The 24256-nt window shown below is 68.5% G+C and carries 29 protein-coding genes; 19 read left to right on the top strand and 10 right to left on the bottom strand.

Features of this window, described 5'->3' with window-relative positions; all coding sequences use genetic code 11:
* Positions 1-155: 155 nt before the first annotated feature.
* Positions 156-1055, bottom strand: a complete 900-nt coding sequence (locus ACSQ2H_RS13085) for a cobalamin biosynthesis protein CbiG (protein WP_436061824.1) — start codon at positions 1053-1055, stop codon at positions 156-158.
* Positions 1056-1118: 63 nt separating this feature from the next.
* Positions 1119-2123 carry an NADP-dependent oxidoreductase gene (locus tag ACSQ2H_RS13080; RefSeq protein ID WP_436061823.1) on the bottom strand — a complete coding sequence of 335 codons (1005 nt, stop codon included), beginning with the start codon at positions 2121-2123 and terminating at the stop codon, positions 1119-1121.
* 120 nt (positions 2124-2243) lie between these two features.
* On the opposite strand from ACSQ2H_RS13080, the gene ACSQ2H_RS13075 reads away from it, so the two are divergent.
* Positions 2244-3170, top strand: coding sequence for a Gfo/Idh/MocA family protein (locus ACSQ2H_RS13075; RefSeq protein WP_436061822.1), 927 nt, complete (start codon positions 2244-2246; stop codon positions 3168-3170).
* Positions 3171-3210: 40 nt separating this feature from the next.
* On the top strand, positions 3211-3690 hold the full coding sequence (locus tag ACSQ2H_RS13070) for a glutathione peroxidase (RefSeq protein ID WP_436061821.1): 480 nt from the start codon (positions 3211-3213) through the stop codon (positions 3688-3690).
* Here the strand turns inward: ACSQ2H_RS13070 and ACSQ2H_RS13065 are convergent.
* Complete coding sequence (locus ACSQ2H_RS13065) at positions 3674-3967, bottom strand: hypothetical protein (protein WP_436061820.1); 294 nt, start codon at positions 3965-3967, stop codon at positions 3674-3676. The two genes, ACSQ2H_RS13070 and ACSQ2H_RS13065, sit on opposite strands and share 17 nt — an antisense overlap.
* Before the next feature lie 50 nt (positions 3968-4017).
* Here ACSQ2H_RS13065 and ACSQ2H_RS13060 point away from each other — a divergent pair, with 50 nt between their 5' ends.
* Positions 4018-4701: an aspartate/glutamate racemase family protein gene (locus ACSQ2H_RS13060; protein WP_436061819.1), complete on the top strand. Its 684-nt coding sequence runs from the start codon at positions 4018-4020 to the stop codon at positions 4699-4701.
* A gap of 4 nt (positions 4702-4705) precedes the next feature.
* Here the strand turns inward: ACSQ2H_RS13060 and ACSQ2H_RS13055 are convergent, their stop codons facing one another.
* Positions 4706-5338, bottom strand: a complete 633-nt coding sequence (locus ACSQ2H_RS13055; RefSeq protein ID WP_436061818.1) for a hypothetical protein — start codon at positions 5336-5338, stop codon at positions 4706-4708.
* A gap of 125 nt (positions 5339-5463) precedes the next feature.
* On the opposite strand from ACSQ2H_RS13055, the gene ACSQ2H_RS13050 reads away from it, so the two are divergent.
* Entirely contained in the window at positions 5464-5874 is a 411-nt protein-coding gene (locus tag ACSQ2H_RS13050; RefSeq protein WP_436061817.1) for a YidB family protein, read from the top strand.
* A gap of 4 nt (positions 5875-5878) precedes the next feature.
* On the opposite strand, the gene ACSQ2H_RS13045 is transcribed toward ACSQ2H_RS13050, so the two are convergent.
* The 4 genes from ACSQ2H_RS13045 to xth all read right to left on the bottom strand — a co-directional run bounded on the left by ACSQ2H_RS13045 (position 5879) and on the right by xth (position 8574).
* Entirely contained in the window at positions 5879-6481 is a 603-nt protein-coding gene (locus tag ACSQ2H_RS13045; protein ID WP_436061816.1) for a DUF4126 domain-containing protein, read from the bottom strand.
* Positions 6482-6541: 60 nt separating this feature from the next.
* A complete protein-coding gene (locus tag ACSQ2H_RS13040; RefSeq protein ID WP_436061815.1) occupies positions 6542-7345 on the bottom strand; it encodes a DUF2145 domain-containing protein in 804 nt (267 codons plus the stop codon).
* On the bottom strand, positions 7345-7722 hold the full coding sequence (locus ACSQ2H_RS13035) for a hypothetical protein (RefSeq protein WP_436061814.1): 378 nt from the start codon (positions 7720-7722) through the stop codon (positions 7345-7347). Before ACSQ2H_RS13035 ends, ACSQ2H_RS13040 begins: the two co-directional genes overlap by 1 nt.
* Positions 7723-7794: 72 nt before the next feature.
* A complete protein-coding gene (gene xth, locus ACSQ2H_RS13030) occupies positions 7795-8574 on the bottom strand; it encodes an exodeoxyribonuclease III (RefSeq protein ID WP_436061813.1) in 780 nt (259 codons plus the stop codon).
* A gap of 130 nt (positions 8575-8704) precedes the next feature.
* Between xth and ACSQ2H_RS13025 the strand changes: the two genes are divergently transcribed.
* Positions 8705-9676 (top strand): CsgG/HfaB family protein, encoded by a 972-nt coding sequence (locus ACSQ2H_RS13025; protein WP_436061812.1) that lies wholly within the window; start codon positions 8705-8707, stop codon positions 9674-9676.
* A gap of 48 nt (positions 9677-9724) precedes the next feature.
* On the opposite strand, the gene erpA is transcribed toward ACSQ2H_RS13025, so the two are convergent.
* Entirely contained in the window at positions 9725-10057 is a 333-nt protein-coding gene (gene erpA / locus ACSQ2H_RS13020) for an iron-sulfur cluster insertion protein ErpA (protein WP_436061811.1), read from the bottom strand.
* 78 nt (positions 10058-10135) lie between these two features.
* Between erpA and ACSQ2H_RS13015 the strand changes: the two genes are divergently transcribed.
* From ACSQ2H_RS13015 to ACSQ2H_RS12960, 12 genes are all read left to right on the top strand, one after another.
* On the top strand, positions 10136-11308 hold the full coding sequence (locus ACSQ2H_RS13015) for a deoxyguanosinetriphosphate triphosphohydrolase (RefSeq protein WP_436061810.1): 1173 nt from the start codon (positions 10136-10138) through the stop codon (positions 11306-11308).
* Positions 11309-11407: 99 nt separating this feature from the next.
* Positions 11408-12208, top strand: a complete 801-nt coding sequence (ftsN, locus tag ACSQ2H_RS13010; RefSeq protein WP_436061809.1) for a cell division protein FtsN — start codon at positions 11408-11410, stop codon at positions 12206-12208.
* Complete coding sequence (gene nagZ / locus ACSQ2H_RS13005; RefSeq protein WP_436061808.1) at positions 12205-13227, top strand: beta-N-acetylhexosaminidase; 1023 nt, start codon at positions 12205-12207, stop codon at positions 13225-13227. The genes ftsN and nagZ overlap by 4 nt, the downstream gene beginning before the upstream one ends.
* Positions 13224-14027 (top strand): segregation and condensation protein A, encoded by an 804-nt coding sequence (locus ACSQ2H_RS13000; protein ID WP_436061807.1) that lies wholly within the window; start codon positions 13224-13226, stop codon positions 14025-14027. Before nagZ ends, ACSQ2H_RS13000 begins: the two co-directional genes overlap by 4 nt.
* Positions 14024-14671 carry an SMC-Scp complex subunit ScpB gene (gene scpB / locus ACSQ2H_RS12995; RefSeq protein WP_436061806.1) on the top strand — a complete coding sequence of 216 codons (648 nt, stop codon included), beginning with the start codon at positions 14024-14026 and terminating at the stop codon, positions 14669-14671. Before ACSQ2H_RS13000 ends, scpB begins: the two co-directional genes overlap by 4 nt.
* 100 nt (positions 14672-14771) lie before the next feature.
* Positions 14772-14978, top strand: coding sequence for a twin-arginine translocase TatA/TatE family subunit (locus ACSQ2H_RS12990; RefSeq protein WP_436061805.1), 207 nt, complete (start codon positions 14772-14774; stop codon positions 14976-14978).
* Positions 14979-15055: 77 nt separating this feature from the next.
* The gene (tatB, locus tag ACSQ2H_RS12985; protein WP_436061804.1) at positions 15056-15610 is read left to right on the top strand and encodes a Sec-independent protein translocase protein TatB; all 555 of its coding nucleotides are present in this window, start codon (positions 15056-15058) and stop codon (positions 15608-15610) included.
* Positions 15607-16548, top strand: coding sequence for a twin-arginine translocase subunit TatC (tatC, locus tag ACSQ2H_RS12980; RefSeq protein ID WP_436061803.1), 942 nt, complete (start codon positions 15607-15609; stop codon positions 16546-16548). Before tatB ends, tatC begins: the two co-directional genes overlap by 4 nt.
* 71 nt (positions 16549-16619) lie before the next feature.
* Positions 16620-17897: a serine--tRNA ligase gene (gene serS, locus ACSQ2H_RS12975; protein ID WP_436061802.1), complete on the top strand. Its 1278-nt coding sequence runs from the start codon at positions 16620-16622 to the stop codon at positions 17895-17897.
* A complete protein-coding gene (gene surE, locus ACSQ2H_RS12970) occupies positions 17894-18673 on the top strand; it encodes a 5'/3'-nucleotidase SurE (RefSeq protein WP_436061801.1) in 780 nt (259 codons plus the stop codon). Before serS ends, surE begins: the two co-directional genes overlap by 4 nt.
* A 7-nt stretch (positions 18674-18680) precedes the next feature.
* Entirely contained in the window at positions 18681-19349 is a 669-nt protein-coding gene (locus ACSQ2H_RS12965; RefSeq protein WP_293400729.1) for a protein-L-isoaspartate(D-aspartate) O-methyltransferase, read from the top strand.
* Positions 19350-19443: 94 nt separating this feature from the next.
* On the top strand, positions 19444-21279 hold the full coding sequence (locus ACSQ2H_RS12960) for a LysM peptidoglycan-binding domain-containing protein (protein ID WP_436061800.1): 1836 nt from the start codon (positions 19444-19446) through the stop codon (positions 21277-21279).
* Between the two features lie 45 nt (positions 21280-21324).
* Here ACSQ2H_RS12960 and ACSQ2H_RS12955 read toward each other — a convergent pair whose 3' ends face one another.
* A complete protein-coding gene (locus ACSQ2H_RS12955; RefSeq protein ID WP_436063573.1) occupies positions 21325-22164 on the bottom strand; it encodes an ATP-binding protein in 840 nt (279 codons plus the stop codon).
* A gap of 116 nt (positions 22165-22280) precedes the next feature.
* Here ACSQ2H_RS12955 and yajC point away from each other — a divergent pair, with 116 nt between their 5' ends.
* Together yajC and secD are read left to right on the top strand one after the other, a co-directional pair.
* Positions 22281-22631 (top strand): preprotein translocase subunit YajC, encoded by a 351-nt coding sequence (gene yajC, locus ACSQ2H_RS12950; protein WP_436061799.1) that lies wholly within the window; start codon positions 22281-22283, stop codon positions 22629-22631.
* A gap of 15 nt (positions 22632-22646) precedes the next feature.
* Positions 22647-24248 (top strand): protein translocase subunit SecD, encoded by a 1602-nt coding sequence (secD, locus tag ACSQ2H_RS12945; protein WP_436061798.1) that lies wholly within the window; start codon positions 22647-22649, stop codon positions 24246-24248.
* Positions 24249-24256 lie beyond the last annotated feature (8 nt).

Raw genomic sequence — 24256 nt, 5'->3', positions numbered from 1 at the left:
GGCGGATCTCCTACCGCTCATCCCGGCGAAAGCCGGGACCCAAGCAAACTCGCAAGCAAGCCAGCGGCGCTCCAATCATGGTCGAAGCGCCGCTTGGGTCCCGGCGTTCGCCGGGATGAGCGAAGAGGGGGCGCGAGCTCTGGCTTTCCGGCGGCCTAGGCCTCGACGCCCAGGATCCAGCCTTCTTCGGTCTCGGCGTCGACGATAACATCGGCAGCCGTGTTCTTCGCGCCGAAGATCGCCCCCAGCTTGCCGGTCTCGTCCAATCGCGCGAAGTGCTCGGCCGTGACGCGCACCTGCGCCTGGTCCTTGATCTCGCCTGGCTGCGGCTGGGCCTTGTAGATCGACGGATAGACCTCGGCGACCACCACCTCGACGCCCGCCAGGTCGGCTTCGGTCAGCGCCTTGAAGCCGCCCTCGAACGGCCAGACCTTCACGGCTTCGCCGCGGGCCAGCTTCAGGCGGCGCACGGCGGGGATGCCCAGGATCGCCTGACCGCCGACGGAGCCGTTGTAATAGAGCTTCCAGATCGACGCCGCGCCCTTGGCCGCCAGGTCCGCGTGGCGGAACTCCGGCAGGTCGTCGGGTCCATGGGCGCGGGTGCGCTTGGGCTGCAGCGTGGTCAGCGCGTCCTTCGGCGGGCAGCCCCAGAACGGGAATGGGCCGCCGGTCAGCCGGCGGTTGATCTCCGAGCCGACGCCGAAGCGGTTGTTGGTGTTGTCGGCCTTGTCCTTGACCATCTTGTCGAGCTGGTCCCAGACCGCGCGCCAGGGCAGTTCGCCTGGCAAGGCCAGCGCCTTGGCCAGGCCGCGCGGGAATCCCAGCGGGAAGTCGAAACCGACCAGCACGCGCTCGCCGCGCTTCTGGAAGTCGTCGAGGATCTCCGCCAGCTTCTTCTCGGCCTCGGCGCGGGTCGAGGGGTTGAAGGCTTCGAACGACAGCCGGAACCGCAGGTCGCGCTTCATGACCCCGATCCAGACGGAGTCGGGGCCGGTCGCGGGCTTGGCGGCCGCGCTCCAGTCGACGATCACATAGGCGCTGAACAGGCGGGACACGCAGAACTCCGGCAGTAACTAACCCAGGGCTTGTAGCGGCTCGTTCCTGAGCGGCCAACGTCCTCAGAAAAGCTTGACCAGCATCTTGCCGAAGTTCTCGCCCGAGAACAGCTTCAGGAAAGCCTCGGGCGCGCGGTCGATCCCCTCGAGCACCGTCTCGCGCCATTGCAGCTTGCCGGCGGCGTGCCACTCGGCGAGGTCGTGGTGGAAGGCCTGCAGCAGGTCGTAGTGGCTGGAGACGATGAACCCCTCCATGCGGATCTGCTTGCCCACCGCCTGGGCGATGTTGCGCGGGCCAGGCGGCGGCGTGGTGGCGTTGTACATCGAGATCATGCCGCACAGCGCAAAGCGGGCGAAGGGACGGGCGGAGTTCAGCGCGGCCTCCAGGTGCTCTCCGCCGACATTGTCGAAATAGACGTCGATGCCTTCGGGAGCGGCGGCTTCCAGGGCCTTCATCAGGTCGGGCGCGGCCTTGTAGTCGATGACCTCGTCGACCCCCAGTTCGTCTTTCAGGAAGCGGACCTTCTCGGCCCCGCCGGCCGAGCCGATCACCTTGTGGCCCTTGAGCTTGGCGATCTGGCAGACCATCGAGCCGACCGCGCCGGAGGCGGCCGAAACGAACACCACGTCGCCGTCCTTCAAGGCCGCGACCCGCAGCAATCCGGCATAGGCGGTCATGCCCGGCATGCCGGCCGCGCCGAGGAACGCCTGCGGCGGCAGCCCCATGGTGTCGAGCTTCTGCACCATCGAGGCGTGGGCGTTGAAGGCCTCGCGCCAGCCGTAGTTGGACTGCACCAGGTCGCCGGGCTTGAAGCTCTCGTCGCCGGAAGCGATCACCGTGCCGACAGCGCCCCCATGCATGGCTTCGCCCAGCGCGAAGGGGGCGGCGTAGCTCTTGGCGTCGCTCATGCGGCCGCGCATGTAGGGGTCGACGGTCATCCAGTCGTTACGGACCTGGACCTCGCCGGCGGCGGGCGGGGGCAGGGTGACGGACGCCAGTTCGAAGTTGTCGGCGTTCGGCGTGCCGACGGGGCGGCTCTTGAGCCGGACCTCGCGCGAGGTGGTCATTGCGGTGTCTCCCTTGCCCGCCTGTCGTCCGTTGCGGCCCATGTTGGCGCTCAGCGCAGGTGGCGTCGAGTGGGGCTTCCGTGTAAGCCGCGGCGCTAGAGTTGGTTGCGGAGCGAATCCATGGGCGAACCCCTGCGAGGCGGCGTGATCGGCGCCGGCGTGTTCGGCGGCCACCATGCGCGCAAATATGCGGGCGCTGAAGGGGCTGTGCTGTCGGCGGTGCTCGACACCCATCACCCCGATCGCGCCGCGGCTCTGGCCGTCCCGCTGGGCGGCCGGGCGTTCCACAAGCTCGACGAGTTTCTCGAGGCTTGCGACGTCGTCACGGTCGCTTCGCCGGCCAGCGCCCACATCGAGGGCGCGCTGGCGGCGCTGAAGGCGGGCAAGCCGGTCTACATCGAAAAGCCGATCGCCATCAGTCTGGCCGACGCCGACAAGATCATGGCCGAGGCCGCCAAGCAGAACCTCGTCGTCGCCTGCGGCCACCAGGAGCGGGTGGTGTTCCAGGCCATGGGCCTGTTCGACATTCCCGAGCAGCCGCTGCGGCTGGAATCGATCCGCCACGGCACGCCGTCCGAGCGCAGCCTCGACGTCTCGGTGGTGCTCGACCTGATGATCCACGACCTGGACCTGGCGCTGTCGCTGTCGAGCGCCCAGCCGGTGGCGGTCGAGGGCGAGGGGACGGTCGACTTCTCCGGCGGCTGGGACCAGGCGCGGGCCGAGGTCACGTTCGACGACGGCTTCACCGCCGTGTTCGACTCCTCGCGCATGGCGCTGGAGCGCAAGCGCAGCATGAAGCTCGTCTACCCGTCCGGCGAGGTCGAGATCGACTTCATCAGCCGCAAATTCCGCAACACCACGGGCTTCGCGCTGAACGAGGACTATGCCGACGCGCCGGCGGTGAAGGACACCCTGGCGACCAGCGTTGAGGGCTTCCTAGCGGCCGTGCGGGGGGAGGCTCCTCGCCCGATCGTGACCGCCGATGAAGCGGCCCGGGCGCTCGATCTGGCCCTAGCCGTCGAACAGGCGCTGGAGGATCGGGGCTAGCGGCGTTAGGCTTGCTCAACCCCATCGGTGGAGCACGGCCATGACCAAGTTCGCCTACGACTTCGAGTTCCACACCATCGAAGGCGGCCATCTGCCGCTTGAGACCTATCGGGACAAGGTCGTGCTGGTGGTGAACACGGCCTCTCAATGCGGTCTGACCCCGCAGTACGACGGCCTCGAGAAGCTCTACAGCGACTATCGCGATCAAGGGTTCGTGGTGCTGGGCGTGCCCTGCAACCAGTTCGCCGGTCAGGAGCCGGGCACCGAGACCGAGATCAAGGAATTCTGCGAGACCCGCTTCAACGTCGACTTCCCGCTGACCGGCAAGACCGACGTCAAGGGCGACACCGCCCACCCGTTCTACAAATGGGCGAAGGAAGTGCTGGGCGAGCCTGCCGAGCCGGTCTGGAACTTCCACAAGATCCTGGTCGGCAAGGACGGCAAGCTGATCCGCGCGTTCGGCCCGCGCACCGAGCCGCTGGACGACGAGGTCGTCGGCGCGATCAAGGCGGCGCTGTAGGCAGGTAGCGGAACTCCACCAGGAACACCCGCTCGCCGCGTCCGTGGCGGGCGACCGACATCAGGTCGTCGAGGTCGGCGAAGCCGGACGCGCGAGCCAGATCGGGCGTGACGTCGGCCAGGTCGATCTCGCACAGACGCGTCACCTCGACCTGCCCAGGCCCCAGCGCATAGCGGCCGCCGAGCCGCACGCGAGGCGACTGCCAGATCCGGATGCTGCAGGTGATCTCGCCGAGCATGATCGGTTCGCGCAGTCGAGGCGTGAAGCTCAATGCCATGCCCCACGCTTCGGCAGGGGCGGGGCCAAGTCAACGAAGTAGAGGCTTACATGCGTACGGTCGGACTGTTGGGCGGAATGAGCGCCGAGAGCACCACGCTCTACTATCAGGCCATGAACCGGCTGGTCCGCGAGCGGCTGGGCGGCCTGCATTCCATCCAGCTGCTGATGTGGTCGGTGGATTTCGCGCCGATCGCCCAGATGCAGGCCGACGGCGACTGGCAGGCGGCCGGCGAGGCGCTGGCCAAGGCCGCTGCGAAGCTCGAACTGGCCGGCGCCGAGGCGATCATGATCGGCGCCAACACCATGCACCTCGTCGCCGACCAGGTGCAGGCCGCGGTGAGCGTGCCGCTGATCCACATCGCCGACGCCACCGCCGATGCGGTGAAGTCGGCCGGCTGCTCGCGGCCGCTGCTGCTGGCCACCCGCTTCACCATGGAGAAGCCGTTCTACCGCGATCGCCTGAAGACCCACGGCGTCGAGGCCTCGATCCCCGACGATGTAGAACGCGAGCGGCTGCACGCGATCATCTATGACGAGCTGTGCCAGGGCGTGATCTCGTCGGCCTCGAAGGCCGAGGTGCTGGCGATGATCGCCCGCGCCGCTGACGCCGACTGCGTGATCTTCGGCTGTACGGAAGTGGGGCTGCTGCTGTCGCCGGACGACCTGGATCGCCCGGTCATCGACACCGCGCTGGTCCACGCCCAGGCCGGCGTCGACTTCGCCCTCGGCTAGCGCGTCACAGCAGCCGCTCGTCGCTGCCCAGCTGGAAAGGCGCCTCTTCGTCGTCATCGTCGTCGAATGGCGCAGCCGACGGCCCTGGCATGGACGCCGCGACGCGCGGCGCGATCGGGCGGCGCAGGATCGCCTCGGCCCGCGCCAGCCAGCGGTTGGCCTCCTGCATGGCGTCGCCCGGCGAGATGGCGCGCCGACGCGCCTCGTCGCCGGCCAGCCACAGGTCCAGGTCGAAGTCGGGATGGTGCGGATCGTCGAAGATCAGCCGCAGCGTGACGCGGGCGGCGTGCTCGAGGGTCTGGTCCAGGGCGCGCCGCGGCTCGCCGCGATAGGCCCGCGCCACCACCTGGCCATCGACGATGACCTCGGCGCCCATCAGTTCGTCCAGCCGGTAGATCAGAAGCCAGGCTCCGGCGTCCCAGGCCACCGCCATCAGTCCCGTCGAGGTGTTGAAGCCTGCGCCGCGCCCGCGGCCGCGGGCGATGATGACCGCCTCGGCCGGCCCCTTGAGGACCCGCTTCAGCGCGCGCCGGATGCGCCGCTCTTCGTCCATCAGCCAGGCCGCCGCGCTGCCCAGCAGCGTGACGACGACGCCAGCCAGCGCCAACAGCAGGAAAAGCCTGGGCCATTCGCTCATGCGCTGACGCTAGCGCCGTTCGCCAGAGCCGAGAAGAGCGGCCGCCCGCCAATGATTGAAGTGTCACGCAGGTGGTGTCTCATATGCCCGAAGACTTTCAGATCACCTGACGACAGGAGCGCGACATGGGTCTGCTGGACGGAATTCTGGGCGGCGCGGGCGGCGAGGGCTCGCCGATCGGCGCGATCACCGACCTTCTCGGTCAACAGCAGGGCGGCCTGGGCGGCCTGATCGGCGCCTTCGAACAGGGCGGCCTCGGTGAAATCGCCAAGTCGTGGGTCTCGACGGGCGGCAATCTGCCGATCTCCGCGGACCAGATTCAGTCGGTGCTCTCGTCTGGGATGCTGGCCGACTTTGCGGCCAAGCTGGGCGTCGACCCGCAGGCGGCGGCCGGCACGCTGGCGCAGATCCTGCCGCAGGTGATTGATCATCTGACGCCCGACGGCCAGGTCCCGGCCGGAGGTCTGGCAGGAGCGCTGGGCGGCCTCGGCGGTCTCGGCGGCGTCGCCGACCTGCTCGGCAAGCTCAGAGGGTAAGGGGTCAGGCGCTGGGGTCGCTCGACCACCAGCGCTTGAGACGCCTCAGAACGCGCCAGCTGACATAGATAACGCCGACCGCGCAGAGCAGCAGCACGGTCGCCACGGCGAGCGCGATGTGCGGCTGGCTCAGCACCAGCCAGAGTCCGCCGGCGGTCATCACGTCCTCGAAGCCGCTGACGGCGATGTTGCTGACCGGCTCGGGACTGGTGTTCACCGCGGCGCGGGCGCTGGCCTTGGCGCTGTGGCTCAGCAGTGCTGCGCCGCCGCCGAGCATGAACACGATCACCTGCCAGGCCGGGTCCGACGCATCGACGATGGCCAGCGCCAGCAGCGCCCCGCCCAACGGGCGGATCAAGGTGTGGGCGCCGTCCCAGAGGCTGTCGAACCACATCACCTTGTCGGCGACCAGTTCGGCGATCGCGCCCAGGCCGGCGACGCCGATCACCCAGGGGTTGGCCAAGGCGTCCAGCGCCTGGACCTTCTGCGGCAGGTCGATGAGCCCGAAGCGCATGGCCAGACCCGCGGCTGCGATGCATGCGTAGAGCCGCCAGCCCGCCAGAAAGCTCAGGCTCGCCGCAACCCCGACCAGCTCGGCCGCGCCCATAGCGGATCTCCCAGCAGCTTCTCGCGGTCACGCTAGCCCCGAACCACCGGGAGGAGAAGCTCAGCGCTGGAAGTTGAAGACGTAGGCTTCCTGCAACATGTTGTTCTCGCGCATGAACTCGGCCATCGACTCGTAGGTCGCGGTGCGGACCGTGGCGTCCTGGTCGTCGGTCCGCAGCCGCTGGTCGGCGATCGGGCCGAACATCCGTACGACGGCGTTGGTCTTCACGACCGTCGGCTTGTAGTGGGCCTTCAGGTTGGCGGTGATCCGTTGCGGATCGTCCGTCTGCCAGATCGCCGCGCCGATCACGTTCAGCATAAAGTTGTTGCAGTTCTGGTACTTGCGCGCCCACGGATTGGCGACCAGCGAGTAGGCCGGGTTATGGACCTTCTGGTAGGTCGGGCTGTCGATCACCGCCAGGATGCGGCGCTGCATCTCCGGGCTCGGGATGATCACCGCCATGTCGTCGACGGTGGAGCCGCGGGTGAAGTCCAGCGGGAAGTCCTGCACCAGCCGGCTCTCGGTCTTGGACCAGTCCGAGCCGTTGCCCGCATAGAGGTTGTAGACCGCGTAGCCTTTGATCGTGCCGCCGTCGGCGGTCTTGATGTCGCGATAGACCCAGAAGGCGCCGTGGGTATAGGCGATGCCCTCGGGCAGCTGGTCGCGCATGCGTCCGGCGCGGAACACCATCGCCACTCGCGCGCCCTTTGCGGCCAGGTCGCGCTCGACCTGCTTGGAGAAGGCGGCGGCCTGTTCGGCGCTGAGGTGCGGGGAGATCGCGCGGACCGAGCTGTCCTGCGCGCTCGCGGGGACGGCGGCGCAGCTGAGCGCCGCCGCGGCCAGGGCGGCTTGAAGGGCTTTCATCAGGGATTCGGCTTCTGCGCGTTGTAGGGCACGGCCGGCATCGGGTCGGGCGACACCACGACCTTGTCGTCGACCTTGAGCGGCCCGGACGCGAAGTCGGCCGAGGCGCCGGCCGCTTCGGAGAGGCCGCCGCCGACCGCGGCCGATCCCGCGCCTGCGCTCGCCACCGCCGAGCCACCGACGACCGAGGCGCCAGCCGCGGCGCTGACGGGCAGGGCGGCGACGCCGACCACCGCCTGCACGCCGGCGGCGGCGAGGTGACCGGTTGCTTCCGAAGAGGCGCCGCCTGCGGCCGATGCGTTGGCCGCGCTGTCCTGGGCCAGGGCCTGGGCGCCGGACGCCGCCAGGGCGAGCGTCGCAATCATGAGAACTCGCATGGGGAACACCTCCGATGAATTCATGGTGCAGCTAGGATCGGGCCGGAATTGCGGCAACCGCTTTGCGACGAACTAGACCTCCAGCTCGACGACCAGCGGGACGTGGTCGGACGGCTTGTCCCAACCGCGGACGTCCTTGTGGATCACGCAGCCGCGCAGCAGGTCCGCCGCCTGAGGCGAGAGCAGGGCATGGTCGATGCGGATGCCGTTGTTCCGTTGCCAGGCGCCGGCCTGGTAATCCCAGAACGTATAGGCCCCGGGCGCGCCGTCGGCGGTCATGTAGGCTTCGGTGAACCCCAGCCACTGCAGCGCGCGGAAAGCCTCGCGGCTTTGCGGCTGGAAGAGCGCGTCGCCCAGCCAGTTTTCCGGATGAGCCGCGTCGCGCGCCTCGGGAATGACGTTGTAGTCGCCGACCAGGGCCAGCGGCTCCTCATAGCTCAGCAGTTCGCGGGCGTGGGCGTTCAGCCGCGCCATCCAGTTGAGCTTGTAGTCGAACTTCTCGGTGCTGATCGGGTTGCCGTTGGGCAGGTAGATCGAGGCCACCCGCACCGGGCGCGGCCCGCTGATCACCGCCTCGAGATAGCGCGCCTGCTCGTCGGAATCATCGCCCGGCAGGCCCTTGCGGACATCCTCAAGTGGGGCCTTCGAGAGGATGGCGACGCCGTTGTAGGTCTTCTGGCCGTGGACGGCGACGTTGTAGCCGAGGCGCTCGAACGCCTCGGCCGGGAATTTCTCGTCGACGCACTTGATCTCCTGCAGGCAGGCGACGTCCGGAGCGGCCTCCTCGAACCAGCGCAGCACCGTCTCGAGGCGTGCGTTGACAGAATTTACGTTCCAGGTCGCGATGCGCATCGACTGCTCCAGATTGGGGTCGGGACGCTAGAGGCGCCATCTCCGCGGCTCAACCCCTCCGAACGTACGTGACCTCGCGGCAATGATGGTCTAGCTACCTGCGACCAAATGTCATTGCACGGGGGTATTCATGTCGCGTTTTGCAAAGCTGGCCATGGTCGGCGCAGCAGTGCTGACTGCGGCGCCGGTTGGTGCGTTCGCTCAGGGCCGGCCGGCCAAGGCGTCTAACGCGCAGAAGATGCAGGAAGCCGCGTCGGCCGAGGTGCCGCGTTGCACCCGCAAGCTCGGCACGCTTTCGATCACCAACGGCGACGATCCGCGCGGCTGGAACCAGTACAACCTCGCCCCGCCGGCCAAGCTGCTGCGCTCGATCGTCCAGCGCTCGGGTTGCTTCAACCTGGTCGACCGCGGCGCGGGCCTCAACGCCGCCCAAGCCGAACGCGACATCGGCACCGGCCTGGGCATGCAGCGCGGCTCGAACGTCGGCCAGGGCCAGATCAAGGCCGCCGACTACGTGCTCGTGGCTGAACTGCAGGCGGCCGACGGCAACGCTGGCGGCTCGGCTCTGGCCGGCATCGCCGGCGGCCTGATCGGCGGCACCGCCGGCGCGCTGGTCGGCGGGATCAAGACCCGCAAGCTGGAAGCCAACACCGTGCTCTCGCTGACCAACGTCCGCACCACGGAAACCGTGGCGGTGACCGACGGCTACGCGGTGAAGAACGACATCGGCTGGAGCGCCGGCGGCGGCGGCTTCGGCTCGACCGGCTTCGGCGGCGCCGTGGGCGGCGGCTACGAGGACACCGAGACGGGCCGTATCGTCACCCTGTCCTTCATCCAGGCCTATTCGAAGATGGTCAACGAGCTGGGCCTGGTGGCCAACTCGGCCGGCTCGGCCCAGGCTTCGCCGACCAAGACCTTTACGGCCACCGCTCCGGTCAACATGCGCCGTTCGCCCGACGCCAAGGGCGCGATGGTCCGCGCGTTGCAGCCGGGCGCCATCCTCTATCCGACCGGCCAGAAGGAAGGCCTCTGGTGGGAGGTCGCCGACGAGAACGACAATGTCGGCTGGGTGCTGAACACCAAGCTTGAGCCCTCGCGCTAAGGGCTCGAAAGGGGCGGGGGCCGCGGCTCCCGCCCTTTTTGATTCCGGTTAGATCGAGAAGCTGACGCCGCAGCCGCAGCTGGACTTGGCGTTGGGATTGCGGACCTTGAACTCGGCTCCGGCCAGCTCGTCGACGAAGTCGATCTCAGACCCCTTGAGCAGCACCAGCGACATCTCGTCGACCAGGGCCGCAGCGCCGTCGCGCTCGATCTTCAGGTCGTCAGGCTCGGCGGCGTCGACCAGATCGAACTGATACTGGAAGCCGGAGCAGCCGCCGCCCTCTACCGCGATGCGCAGCATGATCGGCTTGCCTTCTGCGGCGCCGATTTCGTGCAGCCGCTTGGCGGCCGCGGACGAGAGTGTGAGTTCGGTCGTAGTCATACTGCGGAAAACCTCTGCCTGGACTATATGAGATCGCCAAGCCCTTCGTCCAAGAGGGCGTCGTCAAACCGAGACCCGATGATCCTTCCGCCCCGCGCGCCGTACGCCGAAGATTCCGCAAAATCCTTGGGCCGCAAGGTTTCCGAGCCGGAGAGCCGCACTCGCACGCCTTTCGCCCGCGACCGCGACCGGATCATCCATGCGACGGCGTTTCGGCGACTCAAGGAGAAGACTCAGGTCTTCGTGGCGCATGAAGGCGACCATTTCCGCACCCGCCTGACCCATTCGCTGGAAGTGGCGCAGATCGCTCGTTCGGTCGCCACGGCCCTGGGCTTCGAGGCTGACCTCGCTGAGACCATCGCGTTGGCCCACGACCTCGGCCACCCGCCGTTCGGCCACGCCGGCGAGGACGAGCTGCAGATCCAGATGGAGAAGTACGGCGGCTTCGACCACAACGTGCAGACCTTCCGGGTCGTCACCAAGCTGGAGCGCCGCTATCCGGGCTGGGACGGCCTGAACCTGACGTGGGAGACCCTGGAAGGGATCATCAAGCACAACGGTCCGGTGGCCGATAAGCTCGACCGGCCGTCGTGGGCCTCGATCGCCGAGTTCAACAAGGACTACGATCTGAGACTGTCGACCTGGGCTTCGGCCGAGGCGCAGGTGGCCGCCCTGGCCGACGACATCGCCTACAACAATCACGACGTCGACGACGGCGTCGCCGCCGGCCTGTTCACGCTCGACGACCTGCTGGACGTGCCGCTGATCGGGCCGATCCTGGCAGGGGTCTATAAGGACTATCCGGGCGTTGACCCTGTGATCACGCGCCTGGAGGCCGTCCGGCGCATGATCGGGGCCATGGTCGACGACGTTTTGGCTGAGACTCATCGCCGCGCCCTGGAGGCCAAGGTCGCCACGCCGGAGGACGTGCGCAACATGGACCACGCGCTCGTCTCCTTTTCGCGGGACATGAGCGAGGACCTGTCGCGACTGCGCGAGTTCCTGATGAACCGCATGTACCGGTACTGGAAGGTCAATCGAACGCGCAGTCAGGCCCGCCGCATTCTTGCCGAGATGTTCCAGTTGTTCATGGCCGAACCCGACGTCCTGCCGACCGAGTGGTTCGCTCGCTCGCAGAACCGCGACGAGGCCGGGCGGGCGCGAGTAGTGTGCGACTACATCGCAGGGATGACCGACCGGTTCGCCATCGAAGAGCACCGCCGACTTTTCCACCTCGACGTCTGGAATTAGGCGTAGGGCTGGCTTCGAAGCCCGGTTCCCTTCGGTAAACTCACTGAAACGCCGCGCGCGATTCGCGCTGCGGCCACCGAGTCCTTTTCGGAGCCTTCCATGTCCGACCCCGATCGCGGCGCCTATACCCCCCCGACCGACGCGCCGCTGTCCTTCGACGCGCGCCAACCGGTGCGGGGCGGCGGTCCTGCGCCCGTCATGCTGATCCTGAGCGCGCTGGTCCTCATCGCGCTCGTCGTCGCCATCGTCATGTTCTACCGCTCGGGCGTGCGCGAGGCCGGCGAAGCGCCGCGCACCGTCGGCGCGCCGGTTGCCGAGATGAAGGCCGCGCCGCCGGCCGAGGCCCAGCCGGCCGATCCCGCCGCCGGGCTGCAGATCTATCATTCCGAGGATGGCTCGGAGGCCCCGGCCGCGCCGAACTTCACCGCGCCGCCGGAAACGCCGCAGGCCCGGCCGGCTCCGGTGACCGTGCAGCCGCCGCCGCGTCCGGCCCCGACCTCGCCCGTCTCGGCCGCGCCGATCGGCCCGACCACGTCGGGCGGCCTGCGTCCGGCCGTCGCGCCGCCCGCCGCTCCGGTGACCAAGGTCACGCCGCCTGCCGCTCCGGCGCCGAAGTCGATCGACGCGGCCCTGGCCCAGGCGCCGGCGCCCAAGCCCGCCGCCGCCGGCAGCGGTTCGGCCTCGGTGCAGATCGGCGCCTTCTCGTCGCAGGCGCTGGCGGACTCGGAGTGGAGCAAGGCCGTCGCGGGCGCCCCCGGTAAGGGCAAAAAGGTCGAGGCGGTCCAGAAGGGGACCTCGACCCTCTACCGCACGCAGGTCACCGGCTTCGCCAGCCGCGCGGACGCTTCGGCCTTCTGCGACAAGCTGAAGGCGGCCGGCAAGAACTGCTTCGTGAAGTGACCAGCGCGGCGATCCTCGGCTGCTCGGGCCTGACGCTCTCGCGGGAGGAGGAGGCCTTCTTCCGCGACGTGCAGCCGTGGGGGTTCATCCTCTTCGCGCGCAATGTCGAGACGCCGGACCAGGTGCGCAAGCTGGTCGACCAGCTGCGCGCCACGGTCGGCAGGCCCGACGCGCCGGTGCTGATCGATCAGGAGGGCGGCCGGGTCCAGCGCCTGGGGCCGCCGCACTGGCGGCGCTACCCGCCAGGGCGCGCCTACGGCGAGCTGGCGTCCAACGATCCGCTGCTGCGCCGGGAGATCACCCGGCTTGGCGCGCGTTTGCTGGCCCATGACCTAGCCACGCTGGGCATCAACGTTGACTGCGTGCCGGTGCTCGACGTGCCGGTGGCCGGCGCTCACGACGTCATCGGCGACCGTGCCTACGCCAAGACCCCCGACGGGGTGGCGCTGCTCGGCCGCGCCGCCTGCGAGGGCCTGATCGCCGGCGGCGTGCTGCCGGTCATCAAGCACATCCCCGGCCATGGGCGGGCGATGGCCGACAGCCACCACGATCTGCCGGTCGTGAACACGTCCTACGACGAGCTCGACGCCTGGGACTTCGCGCCGTTCAAGATGCTCTCGGACATGCCGATGGCGATGACGGCGCATGTCGTCTACTCGGCCGTCGACGCCAAGCTGCCGGCGACGACGTCGAAGAAGGCCATGCGCCAGGTGATCCGCGGGGCGATCGGCTTCGACGGCCTGGTGATGAGCGACGACCTGTCGATGAAGGCGCTCGGCGGCGAGTTCGCCGATCGCGCCCGCGCCTCGCTGGCCGCCGGCTGCGACGTTGTCCTGCACTGCAACGGCGACATGGCGGAGATGAAGGCCGTGCTGGCCGGGACCAAGCCGCTGTCCGGCCAGGCGCTGCGCCGCGCCAAGGCCGCGCTCGGCCGGCTGGCCAAGGTCCCAGAGCCCTTTGACCTCGAAGAGGCTCGCGCCCGGTTCGACGCCGCCTTCGACGGAAGGTGGGCTGCGTGAGCGGCTTCCAGCCCACGCTCGACTTCGAAGCCGCGAACACAGCGGCCGAGGACGGCGATGCGCTGGTCATCGACATCGACGGCTACGAAGGGCCGCTGCACGTCCTGCTGGCCCTGGCCCGCAATCAGAAGGTCGACCTGCTCCAGCTGTCGATCACCAAGCTGGCCGACCAGTATCTGAGCTTCGTTCAGCAGGCGCGGCGGGTGCGGTTCTCGCTGGCCGCCGACTATCTCGTGATGGCCGCCTGGCTGACCTACCTCAAGTCTCGGCTGCTGCTGCCCAGGCCCGAACGCCCCAAGGCCGAGGAGCTTCCGGCCGAGGAGATGGCCGCCCAGCTGGCCTTCCGGCTGGCCAAGCTCGACGCCATGCGCAAGGCCGCCGACGCCCTGCGCGACGGGGCCCAGCTGGGCCGCGAGGTGTTTGTCCGCGGCGACCCTGAAGCGATCAAGGTGGTTCCGTCCACCCGCCTGGAGGGCGACCTCTACGGCCTGATGAGCGCCTACATCGACCAGCGCCGCAAGGAGCAGGGCCGCCACTACACGCCGCGCGTCCAGCAGGCCTATCCGCTGGAGGACGCCCGCGACCGCCTGCGTCACATGCTGCCTGACCTGGAGCGCTGGACCCCGCTGACCGGCGTTGCGCCGCTGCGGCCGACCGGCGAGGGGCCGAGCCAGGCCTCCTATGTGGCCTCGACCCTGTCCGCCAGTCTGGAACTGGTCAAGGAGGGCGCGCTGGAGACCCGCCAGCTCGAAGCCTTCGCCGACATCTATCTGCGGGCTCGCAAGGAGCTGCGGCCATGAGCGGCGACACCGAACGCCAGATCGAGGCGCTGCTGTTCGCCGCCGCAGGTCCGCTCAGCCTGGAAGACCTCGCCAAGCGGCTGCCGGCCGACGCCGACGTGCCGGCGGCGGTCGCCGCCCTGCAGAAGACCTACGAGGGCAGGGGGGTGGAGCTGGCCAGCGTCGCCGGCCGCTGGCGCTTCCAGACGGCTGAGGACCTGGCCTTCCTGATGACCGAGGAGCGCGAGGAGCCGCGGCGCCTCTCGAAGGCCGCCCAGGAGACCCTGGCGATCATCGCCTATCACCAGCCCGTCACCCGCGCTGAGATCGAGTCGGTGCGCGGCGTGCAGGCCAGCAAAGGCACGCTCGACGTGCTGCTGGAGCTTGGACTGGTGCGCATGCGCGGTCGCCGTCGCACGCCGGGCCGTCCCGTGACCTACGGCACCACCGACGCCTTTCTCGAGCACTATGGCTTGGCGAACCTCGGCGATCTGCCCGGGGTCGCGGAGATGAAGGCGGCCGGGCTGCTCAGTCTCGACCTGCCGCCGGACTTCAACGTTCCCAACCCTTCGGGGCTCGGAATGCCCGAGGAAGACCCGCTCGGAGATGACGAAGCGCCCGAGTTCCACACCGATTTCTTGGGCGAGGACGATCCGGCGCAGTAGGACGCGTTGGCGTCTTGCAGCGTGACCGACTATATTCCGTTCTCAACAGGGGGCGGGCGCGCGGCCGCGGGTGGCCGCCGACGTTAAGGAGTTTGGCCTGATGGGCTCATTTTCGATTTGGCACTGGCTGATCGTTCTGGTGGTCGTGGCGCTGCTGTTCGGCGGCCGCGGCAAGCTTTCGGGCATCATGGGCGACGCCGCCAAGGGCATTCGCGCGTTCCGTGACGGCCTGAAGGACGAGCCGTCCTCAGCGGAAAGCAAGCCGCTGCCGAACACCGAGCGCGAGAAGGACGAAGCGCGCGGCTAACCGCGCCCGTCCCGTCCAACATTTCGCCCGCGCCGGTTCCGACCGGCGCGGGCTCTTACGTCTAGGCTGCCTCACGAATGCTTCCCGAGATCGGCGGGCTTGAACTCCTGGTCATCGCGGCGGTCGCTCTGATCGTCGTGGGCCCCAAGGACCTGCCTGTAATGCTGCGCAAGCTCGGCCAGTTCACGGCCAAGATCCGCGGTATGGCCAACGAGTTCCGCGCCAGCTTCGACGAGATGGCGCGCCAGTCCGAACTGGACGAGCTGCGCAAGGAAGTCGAAGCCATGCGCCGCGGCCAGCTGGCCGACACGGCCGCGGCCGATGCGTCCAAGGCCCAGGTCGACCAGGTCTTCAAGGAGATCGGCGACAGCCTGCAGGGCAGCGGCGTCCAGTTCCCGCCGTCGGTCGCCCAAGCCTACGACCCGCCGGCCCCCGAGCCCACGCCCGAGCCCACGCCCGAGCCTGCGCCCATCGTCGAAGAGGCCAAGCCGAAGGCTCGCGCCGCAAAGCCCAAGGCGCCAGCCGCCGCTAAGCCTGCGACCAAGGCGTCTGCGTCCAAGGCGTCTACGCCCAAGGCCGCCAAGGCCAAGCCGAAGTCCGCCGCAAAGCCCAAGGCGGGAGCCAAGGCGTGAGCAATTCCTACGATCAAGACGAATCCGAGATCGAGGCCTCGCGCGCCCCGCTTCTCGATCACCTGGTCGAGCTGCGCTCGCGCCTGATCGTCTGCGTGCTGGCCATGGCCATCGGGTTCGCGATCTGCTTCGGGTTCTCCAAACAGATCTACATGTTCCTGCTGCATCCGTTCGCCATCGCCGCCCAGTTGCTGGCGGCCGAGCAGGCGGCTCACGCGCAGCAGGCCGCCGGCTTCGACATCGCCAAGTTCCTCTCTGGGACCAAGGACCTGTTCCTGGCCCTGATCGGCGCGCGCGAGGTGCCCGAGGTCGCCGGGGCCGAGAAGCTGAAGCTGGTGTTCACCGCGCCGCTCGAATTCTTCTTCACCAAGCTGAAGCTGGCCGGGTTCGGCGCGGTGGTGCTGACCTTCCCGGTGCTGGCCTGGCAGGTCTACGGCTTCGTCGCGCCGGGTCTCTACAAGCGCGAGCGCAAGGCGTTCCTGCCGTTCCTGCTGGCCTCGCCGACCCTGTTCCTGATGGGCGCGGCGCTCGTCTACTACGTGATCCTGCCGTTCGTGCTGTGGTTCTCGCTGTCCCAGCAGATCGTCGGCGACGCGGGGGTCACGGTCGAGCTGCTGCCCAAGGTCTCCGATTACCTGAGCCTGGTGACGACGCTGCTGCTGGCCTTCGGCCTCTGCTTCCAGCTGCCGGTGGTGCTGACGCTGCTGGGCATGGCCGGCCTGATCTCGTCCAAGGCGCTGTCGTCTGGCCGCCGCTACGCCATCGTCGGGGTGTTCGTGGTCGCGGCCATCGTCACGCCGCCCGATCCGATCAGCCAGACCATGCTCGCGGTGCCGATCATCCTGCTCTACGAGATCTCGATCTGGTGCGTGAAGCTGATCGAGATCCGCCGCAAGCGCGAAGAGGACGAAGCGGGCACGGACGTGGCGGTGGTCTGAGGGCGCGAGGGGTTGGCCCGCTAACCAACGCGCTCTAGAGAAGTCCGCTTACTCCCACCTGCGGCGATCCCATGCACGACATCCGAGCCATTCGCGAAACCCCCGAGCTTTACGAGAAGGCGTGGGCGGCGAAGGGACGATCGGGCGCCGCCGCTCAAGCCGTCGAGCTGGACGCCAAGCTGCGCGCCGCCAAACTCGCCCTGGAGACCGCCCAGAGCCGCCGCAACGAGGCTTCCAAGTTGATCGGCCAGGCCAAGGCCAAGAAGGACGAAGCCGAGGCCGAGCGGCTGATGGCCGAGGTCGAGCAGGTCAAGGGCGTGCTGGCCGAACAGGCCGAGGTCGAGCGGGCCGTCTCGACCGAGCTGCAGGACCTGCTGGCCGCGCTGCCGAACATTCCGCTGCCCGACGTGCCCGTCGGCGCCGACGAACACGAGAACGTCGAGGTCCGCCGCTGGGGCGAGCCCTTCGCCATCTCCAATCCCAAGGATCACGTCGACCTCGGCGACGGCCTGGGTCTCATCGACTTCGAAGCCGCAGCACGCATGAGCGGCGCGCGGTTCGTGGTGCTGAAGGGCCAGATCGCGCGGCTTGAGCGGGCCATCGGCCAGTTCATGCTCGACCTGCAGACCCAGGAGCACGGCTACACCGAAGTCTCGCCGCCGTTGCTGGTCAACGACGCGGCCGCCTACGGCACCGACAAGCTGCCGAAGTTCGGCGACGACCTGTTCAGGACCACTGACGGCCGCTGGCTGATCCCGACCGCCGAAGTGCCGCTGACCAGCATGGTCATGGACCAGATCGTCGCCGAGGAAGAGCTGCCGCTGCGCATGACCGCGCTGACGCCGTGCTTCCGCTCTGAGGCGGGGGCTTCGGGCCGCGACACCCGCGGCATGATCCGCCAGCACCAGTTCTACAAGGTCGAGCTCGTCTCGATCACCGCCCCGGACAAGTCTCAGGAAGAGCACGAGCGGATGGTCGGCTGCGCCGAAGCCGTCCTCAAGGCGCTGGAACTGCCGTTCCGCACCATGCTGCTCTGCACGGGCGACATGGGCTTCGGCGCCCGCAAGACCTACGACCTGGAGGTCTGGATCCCGTCGGAAGGCCGCTACCGCGAGATCAGCTCCTGCTCGAACTGCGGCGACTTCCAGGCCCGGCGCATGAACGCGCGGACCAAGAAGGCCGGCGAGAAGGGCACGCGCTTCGTGCACAGCCTGAACGGCTCGGGCCTGGCCGTCGGCCGGACGCTTGTGGCTGTCATGGAGAACTATCAGGACGAGAAGGGCCGCATCGCCATTCCGCAGGCGCTGCACCGCTATCTTCCCGGCCTGACGCATATCGGTGGCGAATGAGAATCCTCCTGACCAACGACGACGGCATCCACGCTGAAGGCCTCGTCGCCCTGGAGAACATCGCCCGCGCGCTGACTGACGACGTCTGGATCTGCGCGCCGGAGTACGAGCAGTCCGGCGCCAGCCGCGCCCTGACCCTGTCCGACCCGGTGCGGGTGCGTAAGCTCGACGATCGCCGCTTCGCCACCACCGGAACCCCGACCGACTGCGTCATGCTGGCGGTGACCGAGCTCATGGGCGGGCTGAAGCCCGACCTGGTGCTGTCGGGGGTCAATCGCGGGGCCAATCTGGCCGAAGACGTGACCCTCTCGGGCACCGTCGCCGGCGCCATTGAGGGCATGGCCATGGGCATCCCCTCGATCGCCCTGTCCCAGACCGGCTGGCCGCTGGTCGACGGCCAGGACATGTTCGCCCCGGCCGAGCGCTTCGGCCCTGGCATCGTCAAGCGGCTGGTCGAGATCGGCTGGCCCAAGGACGTGGTGATGAACGTCAACTTCCCCTCGCGGGACCCGGACGAGATCACCGAGGTCGAGGTCACCCGCCAGACGTTCCGCAATGTGGCCGTGCGCCACGCCGAGAAGCGCACCGACCTGCGCAACCGCGACTATTACTGGATGGGCTTCCGCCACGAAATGTCGCAGCCGGCCGACGGGACCGATCTGCGGGCCATTTACGACGGTAAGATTTCCGTCACCCCCTTGCATATCGACCTGACTCACGCCGAAACCGTCTTTCGCCTGAAGGGCGTGCTCGGGGGCGCGCCGCCGAAGGCCTGAGGCGGATATGGGCAAGCAAGACGACAACGGCGAAGAGGGGCGGGACGTCCAACTCGCACGACTGGTGCTGTCGCTGCGCGCCCAGGGCGTCAGCGACCCGGCCGTGCTGGCGGCGCTCGAGTCGACCCCGCGCGAGCTGTTCACCCCGGACCTTTTCAAGGAAAGGGCTTTCGAGGATTCGGCCCTGCCGATCGCCTGCGGTCAGACGATCAGCCAGCCTTTCATCGTCGGCCTGATGAGCCAGGCGCTGCAGGTCGAGCCGCGCTCGCGCGTGCTGGAGATCGGCACGGGCTCCGGCTACCAGACCACCATCCTCTCGAAGATCTCGCGGCTGGTGTACACGGTCGAGCGCTACCGCACGCTGCTGGGCGAGGCCGAGGCCCGCTTCAAGCAACTGGGCCTGACCAACATCATCACCCGCTTCGGCGACGGCGGGTTGGGCTGGCCAGAGCAGGCGCCTTTTGACCGCATTTTGGTCACAGCGGCGGCGCCGGATGAGCCCAAGGCCCTGCTTTCACAACTGAAACCCTCGGGCATCCTGGTCGCACCCGTCGGCAAGGGCCCGGTTCAGAGGCTGATCCGCTATCTCGGCGACGGGGCGGGCGGCTTCCGGGCCGAACACATGACCGACGTCCGCTTCGTTCCTTTGCTCGACGGCGTCGCCAAGGAGCCGTGAGGTACGACTAATTGGGTGGCCTGGGCGTCGGCCGTAACCCATCATTAACCCTGACGCCTCGACTGATTCCGATCCAATGTTCTCCGGAGCGGCGATGACGCTTTCTCTTTCGCGTACGGTTTTGTTCCTCCTGGCCGGCACGGCGCTGACCGCCTGCACCACGGCTGAGCCCGTACGTCCGAACTTCCCGACCCGGCCCAATCCGGCGCCCAGCCAGCCGCCGCCAGTGACGCCGCCGGTCGTGCGTCCGTCCGAGCCGCTGCCTGAGGCGCGGCCGACGCCGCCGGTCTCGACCACGCCATTGCCCAGCATCCAGCCGGCGCGCCCGTTGCCGCCGCCGACGACCACTCCGGCCCTGCCGCCCGCGCCTCCGGCCATGCAGACCGTCACCCGCACGACGGTCGCGGGCCGCGTGGTCGACACCGCCGGACCAGCCAAGGACTACACCGTCAAGAAGGGCGACAACCTCGACGCCATCGCCCGCACGCTGGGCACCGACCGCAAACAGCTGGCCGAGGACAACAATCTCAAGGCGCCGTACGCGCTGCGTCCCGGCCAGGTGCTGAAGGGCCCGCGCACGGCCAACAGCAAGGCCTATGTGGTGGAATCGGGCGACACCCTGTTCGCCATCGCCCGCCGGTTCAGCGTCACCGCGGCGGCGATCGCCGAGGCCAACGAACGCGACGTCGACGCCCCGCTGTCGCCGGGCCAGCGCCTGATCCTGCCGGACGGCTACAAGGACAGGGGACCGACGGTCGTCCGCACCCAGGTTCCGGTGGCCTCCAGCAGCAGCTACGAGCCGCCGCCCGCGGCGACGCCGCCGTATACGCCCCCTTACACGCCGCCGCGCACCACCCAACCTGCGCCGCCGCCTGTCGTCGACCAGCCGGCGACCACCGTGCGCATGCGCGTCACCGGCAAGGTGGTCGACACCGAGGGCAAGCCGAAGACCTACACGGTCAAGAAAGGCGACAACCTCGACGCCATCGCCCGCAGCCTCGACACCACCCGCAAAGATCTGGCCGACGACAACAAGCTGAAGGCGCCTTACGCGCTGCAGCCGGGTCAGGTGCTCAAGGGCCCGGCGACCAAGGCCAAGGCCTACGTGGCCGGGCAGGGCGACACCATGGCCCTGATCGCCCGTCGCTTCGGCGTCACCCAGAAGGCCCTGGCCGACGCCAACGGCCTGCGGGTCGGGGCGTCGATCAAGGCTGGCCGCCAGGTGATCTTGCCGGCCGGCTACCGCGACCGCGGAGCAATCCGCGAGGAAGTCGCTGCGCCGCGCCCGACGCCGGCGCCAGCGCCGCCGCCGTACACGCCGCCGCCTGTCGCACCTGCGCCTTACACGCCGCCTGCGACCACGACGCCGCCGCCCTACACGCCGCCGCCAGCGACCACGCCTGCGCCCGCCTATCCGACGCCGGTTCGTCCCGCGCCGCCGCCGCCGCCGAAGCCTGCGACCCCGGCTCCCACGCCGAGCACGCCGGCCCCGACCAGCGGCACGCCGACCGACGCTCAGATTTCCAGCTTCGGACGCGGCCGCTTCGTCTGGCCGGTGCGCGGCGATCTGGTTTCGGACTACGGCCCCAAGGGCACCGGCCAGCGCAACGACGGCATCAACATCCGCTCATCGCAGGGCGAGACGGTTCGGGCTTCCGCGGCCGGCGACGTCGTCTACGCCGGCGACCAGGTGCCGGGCTTTGGCAACCTGGTGCTGATCAAGCACGCGGACGGCTGGGTCACGGCCTACGGTCACCTGGCGCGCGTCGATGTGAAGATGCAGCAGAAGGTCGTGCAGGGGCAGCAGGTCGGCCAGGTCGGCTCGACCGGCGGCGTCTCCGAGCCGCAGCTGCACTTCGAGGTGCGCTACGCCCCGACGCCGCAGGAGCGCGCGCGGCCGATCGATCCCAAGCTGGTGCTGCCGAAGTAGGGTAGGGCGGCTTCTCCCGGTGGGGAGAAGCCCGTCAAGCCATGGTCAGAGCGGCAGGTGCTTGCCCTGTTCGCCGGCCAGATCGCGGATGAACTGGTAGGCGACGCGGCCGGAGCGCGAACCGCGCAACTGGGCCCACTGCAGGGCGCGGCGGTCGAGGTTCGGGTCGGTCAGCTCGTAGCGCTGCGCATAGGCGTTGACCGCCGCCAGGTAGGTGGCCTGGTCCATCGGCGGGAATCCGATCCACAGGCCGAAGCGGTCCGACACGCTGACTTCTTCTTCGGCGTCCTCGGCCGAGGCGACGAGGCCGCGGTCCTCGGTGTTGGTGCGCGGCATCAGGTGGCGGCGGTTCGAGGTCGCCACGAACAGCACGTTGCTCGGCGGACCGGAGACGCCGCCTTCCAGCGCCGACTTCAGGGCCTTCGCGGCCGCGGCGCCTTCCTCGAACGAAAGGTCGTCGCACAGCACCACGAAGCGCTCGGAGCGACCGCGCAACTCGTCGAACAGCGACGGCAGTTCGGTCACCTGGTCGCGATCGACCTCGACCAGCTTCAGGTCCGGCGCGTTCTGCGAGATCTGCATGAACGCGGCCTTGGAGATCGAGCTCTTGCCGGTGCCGCGCACGCCCCAGAGCAGGACGTGGTTGCTGGGCAGGCCCTTGGCGAAGCGCTGCAGGTTTTCGAGGAACCGGTCCTTCTGGCGCTCGATGCCAAGCAGGGATTCGAGCGGCAGCGGATAGTCGGGCGCGGGATGGAAGGCCCCAGTCACGGGATCGTGGCGGAACAATCGCGCCCCTTCGAACGAGGGGGCTACTTTGGCCGGCGGCGCCAGTCGTTCAAGGGCTTCGGCGATGCGGACGAGAACAGGTTTCAACGCGTCTTCCATAGCGAAGGTGCTTAGCCGCACGGCGCTTCCATTGCAAAACGAAGACGCAGCGCATAGCTTCCGCCGACCTGAAAAACCGGGCCGAGACGCGCCCGACTATTGAGCTTCGGAGCGCCATGTTCGCCACTCCCGCCTTCGCCCAGACCGCCGCCGGCGCCGCTACCGGCGGTACGGAGGCCATGTTGATCCAGTTCCTGCCGCTGGTTGGCCTGGTCGTTCTCTTCTACTTCCTGATGATCCGTCCGCAGCAGCGCCGGATGAAGCAGCACCAGCAGATGATCACCAACCTGAAGCGCAACGACACCGTCGTGCTGAACTCGGGCGTGATCGGCAAGGTCGTGCGCGTCGAGGACAAGGAGATCGGCCTCGAAATCGCCCAAGGCGTCACCATCAAGGTGGTGAAGGGCATGATCGCCGAGGTCCGCGTCCGCGGGGAACCGGCGCCGGCCAACGACTCCAAGGCCTAAGGGCGCGACGCACACATGATCAATCTTTCGCGCTGGAAGGTGATCGCCGTCGTATTCGCGGCGATCTTCGGCGTGGTGTTCACCCTGCCGAACATGCTGCCCGCCAATGTGCGCGACAGCCTGCCGGGCTTCATGCCCAAGCAGACGCTCAATCTCGGCCTGGACTTGCAGGGGGGCTCGCACCTCCTGCTCGAAGTGGACACTGCGGCGCTCAAGCAGGAGAAGCTCTCCAACCTGCTGGAAGACGTGCGCACCCAGCTGCGCGAGGCCAACATCCAGTTCGCCGAGCTGCGGCTGGTTAATGATCAGGTCAGCGTGCTGATCAATGATCCGGCCCAGGCCAACACCGCGGTCAACAAGCTGCGCAGCACGGTCGCGGCGGCTACGGCCGCGGCGCCGGGCGGCAGCGGCATCTCGGTTTCCTCGGCCGGCGGCGGGCGCATCGTGCTGTCGCTGTCGCAGGACGCGATGAACGCCGAGGCCGGCCGCGCGGTCGATCAGTCGATCGAGATCCTGCGCCGCCGGATCGACGAACTGGGCACCAAGGAACCGACCATCGTCCGTCAGGGCGTGAACCGCATCGTGGTCCAGGCTCCGGGTGAAAGCGACCCGCAGCGCCTGCGCGACGTGATCGGCCAGACCGCCAAGCTGACCTTCCAGATGGTCGACGAGACCGTGACGCCGGAAGACATGGCCGCCGGCCGCGTGCCGCCCGGTTCGGCCCTCTACCCGAGCGACGACGGTTCTACGCAGGCTTACGTCCTGAAGAAGCGCGCGCTGGTCACGGGTGAGATGCTCACTGACGCCCAGCAGCAGTTCGACCAGCAGTCGGGCCAGCCGGTCGTGTCGTTCCGCTTCAACGGCCAGGGTGCGCGCCGCTTCGCCGACGCCACTACCCAGAACCTCGGCAAGCGCTTCGCCATCGTTCTCGACGGCAAGGTGATCTCCGCCCCGGTCATTCAGAGCGCCATCACCGGCGGCAATGGTCAGATCAGCGGCAACTTCACCCCGCAGACCGCCAACGATCTGGCGATCCTGCTGCGCGCCGGCGCCCTGCCGGCGCCGCTGAAGGTGGAACAGCAGTCGACGGTCGGCGCCGAACTCGGGGCCGACGCCGTGAAGGCGGGCATCATCTCGCTCGTCATCGGCGGCGTCGCGATCATCGTCTTCATCATCCTGGCCTACGGGCTGTTCGGGGTGTTCTCGGCCATCGCGCTGATCGTGAACGTGCTGCTGATCTTGGGGATCATGTCGCTCACACAGGCGACGCTGACATTCCCCGGCATCGCCGGTCTGATTCTGACATTGGCCGTGGCGGTCGACGCCAACGTGCTCATCTATGAACGGATACGCGACGAGGCCCACGCCGGCAGATCGCCGATCGCGGCCTTGGAGCACGGCTATTCCCTGGCCCTGGTCTCGATCATGGACGCCAACATCACCAGCGCCATCTCCGCGCTGATCATGTTCCAGTTCGGCTCCGGCCCGATCCGGGGCTTCGCCTGGACGCTGCTCATCGGGGTCGTCACCTCGGTGTTCACCGCCGTCGTCATCACCCAAGTGCTTATCGGTCTGTGGTTCCGCGCCACCCGGCCGAAGGCGCTGCCGATCGTCTAGGATTTGAG

The sequence above is a fragment of the Phenylobacterium sp. LjRoot97 genome (assembly GCF_964254345.1).
Classification (GTDB): Bacteria; Pseudomonadota; Alphaproteobacteria; order Caulobacterales; family Caulobacteraceae; genus Phenylobacterium.
Note: the sequence above shows the minus strand (reverse complement) of the source record. Positions and strands in the feature narration are given on the sequence as shown.

Bases quoted from the DNA above. Each gene is read 5' to 3' on its own strand.
- ACSQ2H_RS13025 (WP_436061812.1), top strand. From the start codon at position 8,705: ATGTCGCGTTTTGCAAAGCTGGCCATGGTCGGCGCAGCAGTGCTGACT.
- erpA (WP_436061811.1), bottom strand. From the start codon at position 10,057: ATGACTACGACCGAACTCACACTCTCGTCCGCGGCCGCCAAGCGGCTG.
- ACSQ2H_RS12955 (WP_436063573.1), bottom strand. From the start codon at position 22,164: ATGGAAGACGCGTTGAAACCTGTTCTCGTCCGCATCGCCGAAGCCCTT.
- xth (WP_436061813.1), bottom strand. From the start codon at position 8,574: ATGCGCATCGCGACCTGGAACGTAAATTCTGTCAACGCACGCCTCGAG.
- ACSQ2H_RS12965 (WP_293400729.1), top strand. From the start codon at position 18,681: ATGGGCAAGCAAGACGACAACGGCGAAGAGGGGCGGGACGTCCAACTC.
- ACSQ2H_RS13065 (WP_436061820.1), bottom strand. From the start codon at position 3,967: ATGGCATTGAGCTTCACGCCTCGACTGCGCGAACCGATCATGCTCGGC.
- ACSQ2H_RS13015 (WP_436061810.1), top strand. From the start codon at position 10,136: ATGATCCTTCCGCCCCGCGCGCCGTACGCCGAAGATTCCGCAAAATCC.
- secD (WP_436061798.1), top strand. From the start codon at position 22,647: ATGATCAATCTTTCGCGCTGGAAGGTGATCGCCGTCGTATTCGCGGCG.
- ACSQ2H_RS13050 (WP_436061817.1), top strand. From the start codon at position 5,464: ATGGGTCTGCTGGACGGAATTCTGGGCGGCGCGGGCGGCGAGGGCTCG.
- yajC (WP_436061799.1), top strand. From the start codon at position 22,281: ATGTTCGCCACTCCCGCCTTCGCCCAGACCGCCGCCGGCGCCGCTACC.
- ACSQ2H_RS13040 (WP_436061815.1), bottom strand. From the start codon at position 7,345: ATGAAAGCCCTTCAAGCCGCCCTGGCCGCGGCGGCGCTCAGCTGCGCC.
- ACSQ2H_RS13080 (WP_436061823.1), bottom strand. From the start codon at position 2,123: ATGACCACCTCGCGCGAGGTCCGGCTCAAGAGCCGCCCCGTCGGCACG.
- serS (WP_436061802.1), top strand. From the start codon at position 16,620: ATGCACGACATCCGAGCCATTCGCGAAACCCCCGAGCTTTACGAGAAG.
- ACSQ2H_RS13070 (WP_436061821.1), top strand. From the start codon at position 3,211: ATGACCAAGTTCGCCTACGACTTCGAGTTCCACACCATCGAAGGCGGC.
- ftsN (WP_436061809.1), top strand. From the start codon at position 11,408: ATGTCCGACCCCGATCGCGGCGCCTATACCCCCCCGACCGACGCGCCG.
- ACSQ2H_RS13060 (WP_436061819.1), top strand. From the start codon at position 4,018: ATGCGTACGGTCGGACTGTTGGGCGGAATGAGCGCCGAGAGCACCACG.
- ACSQ2H_RS13045 (WP_436061816.1), bottom strand. From the start codon at position 6,481: ATGGGCGCGGCCGAGCTGGTCGGGGTTGCGGCGAGCCTGAGCTTTCTG.
- ACSQ2H_RS12990 (WP_436061805.1), top strand. From the start codon at position 14,772: ATGGGCTCATTTTCGATTTGGCACTGGCTGATCGTTCTGGTGGTCGTG.
- scpB (WP_436061806.1), top strand. From the start codon at position 14,024: ATGAGCGGCGACACCGAACGCCAGATCGAGGCGCTGCTGTTCGCCGCC.
- tatB (WP_436061804.1), top strand. From the start codon at position 15,056: ATGCTTCCCGAGATCGGCGGGCTTGAACTCCTGGTCATCGCGGCGGTC.
- ACSQ2H_RS13075 (WP_436061822.1), top strand. From the start codon at position 2,244: ATGGGCGAACCCCTGCGAGGCGGCGTGATCGGCGCCGGCGTGTTCGGC.
- ACSQ2H_RS13055 (WP_436061818.1), bottom strand. From the start codon at position 5,338: ATGAGCGAATGGCCCAGGCTTTTCCTGCTGTTGGCGCTGGCTGGCGTC.
- surE (WP_436061801.1), top strand. From the start codon at position 17,894: ATGAGAATCCTCCTGACCAACGACGACGGCATCCACGCTGAAGGCCTC.
- ACSQ2H_RS12960 (WP_436061800.1), top strand. From the start codon at position 19,444: ATGACGCTTTCTCTTTCGCGTACGGTTTTGTTCCTCCTGGCCGGCACG.
- ACSQ2H_RS13035 (WP_436061814.1), bottom strand. From the start codon at position 7,722: ATGCGAGTTCTCATGATTGCGACGCTCGCCCTGGCGGCGTCCGGCGCC.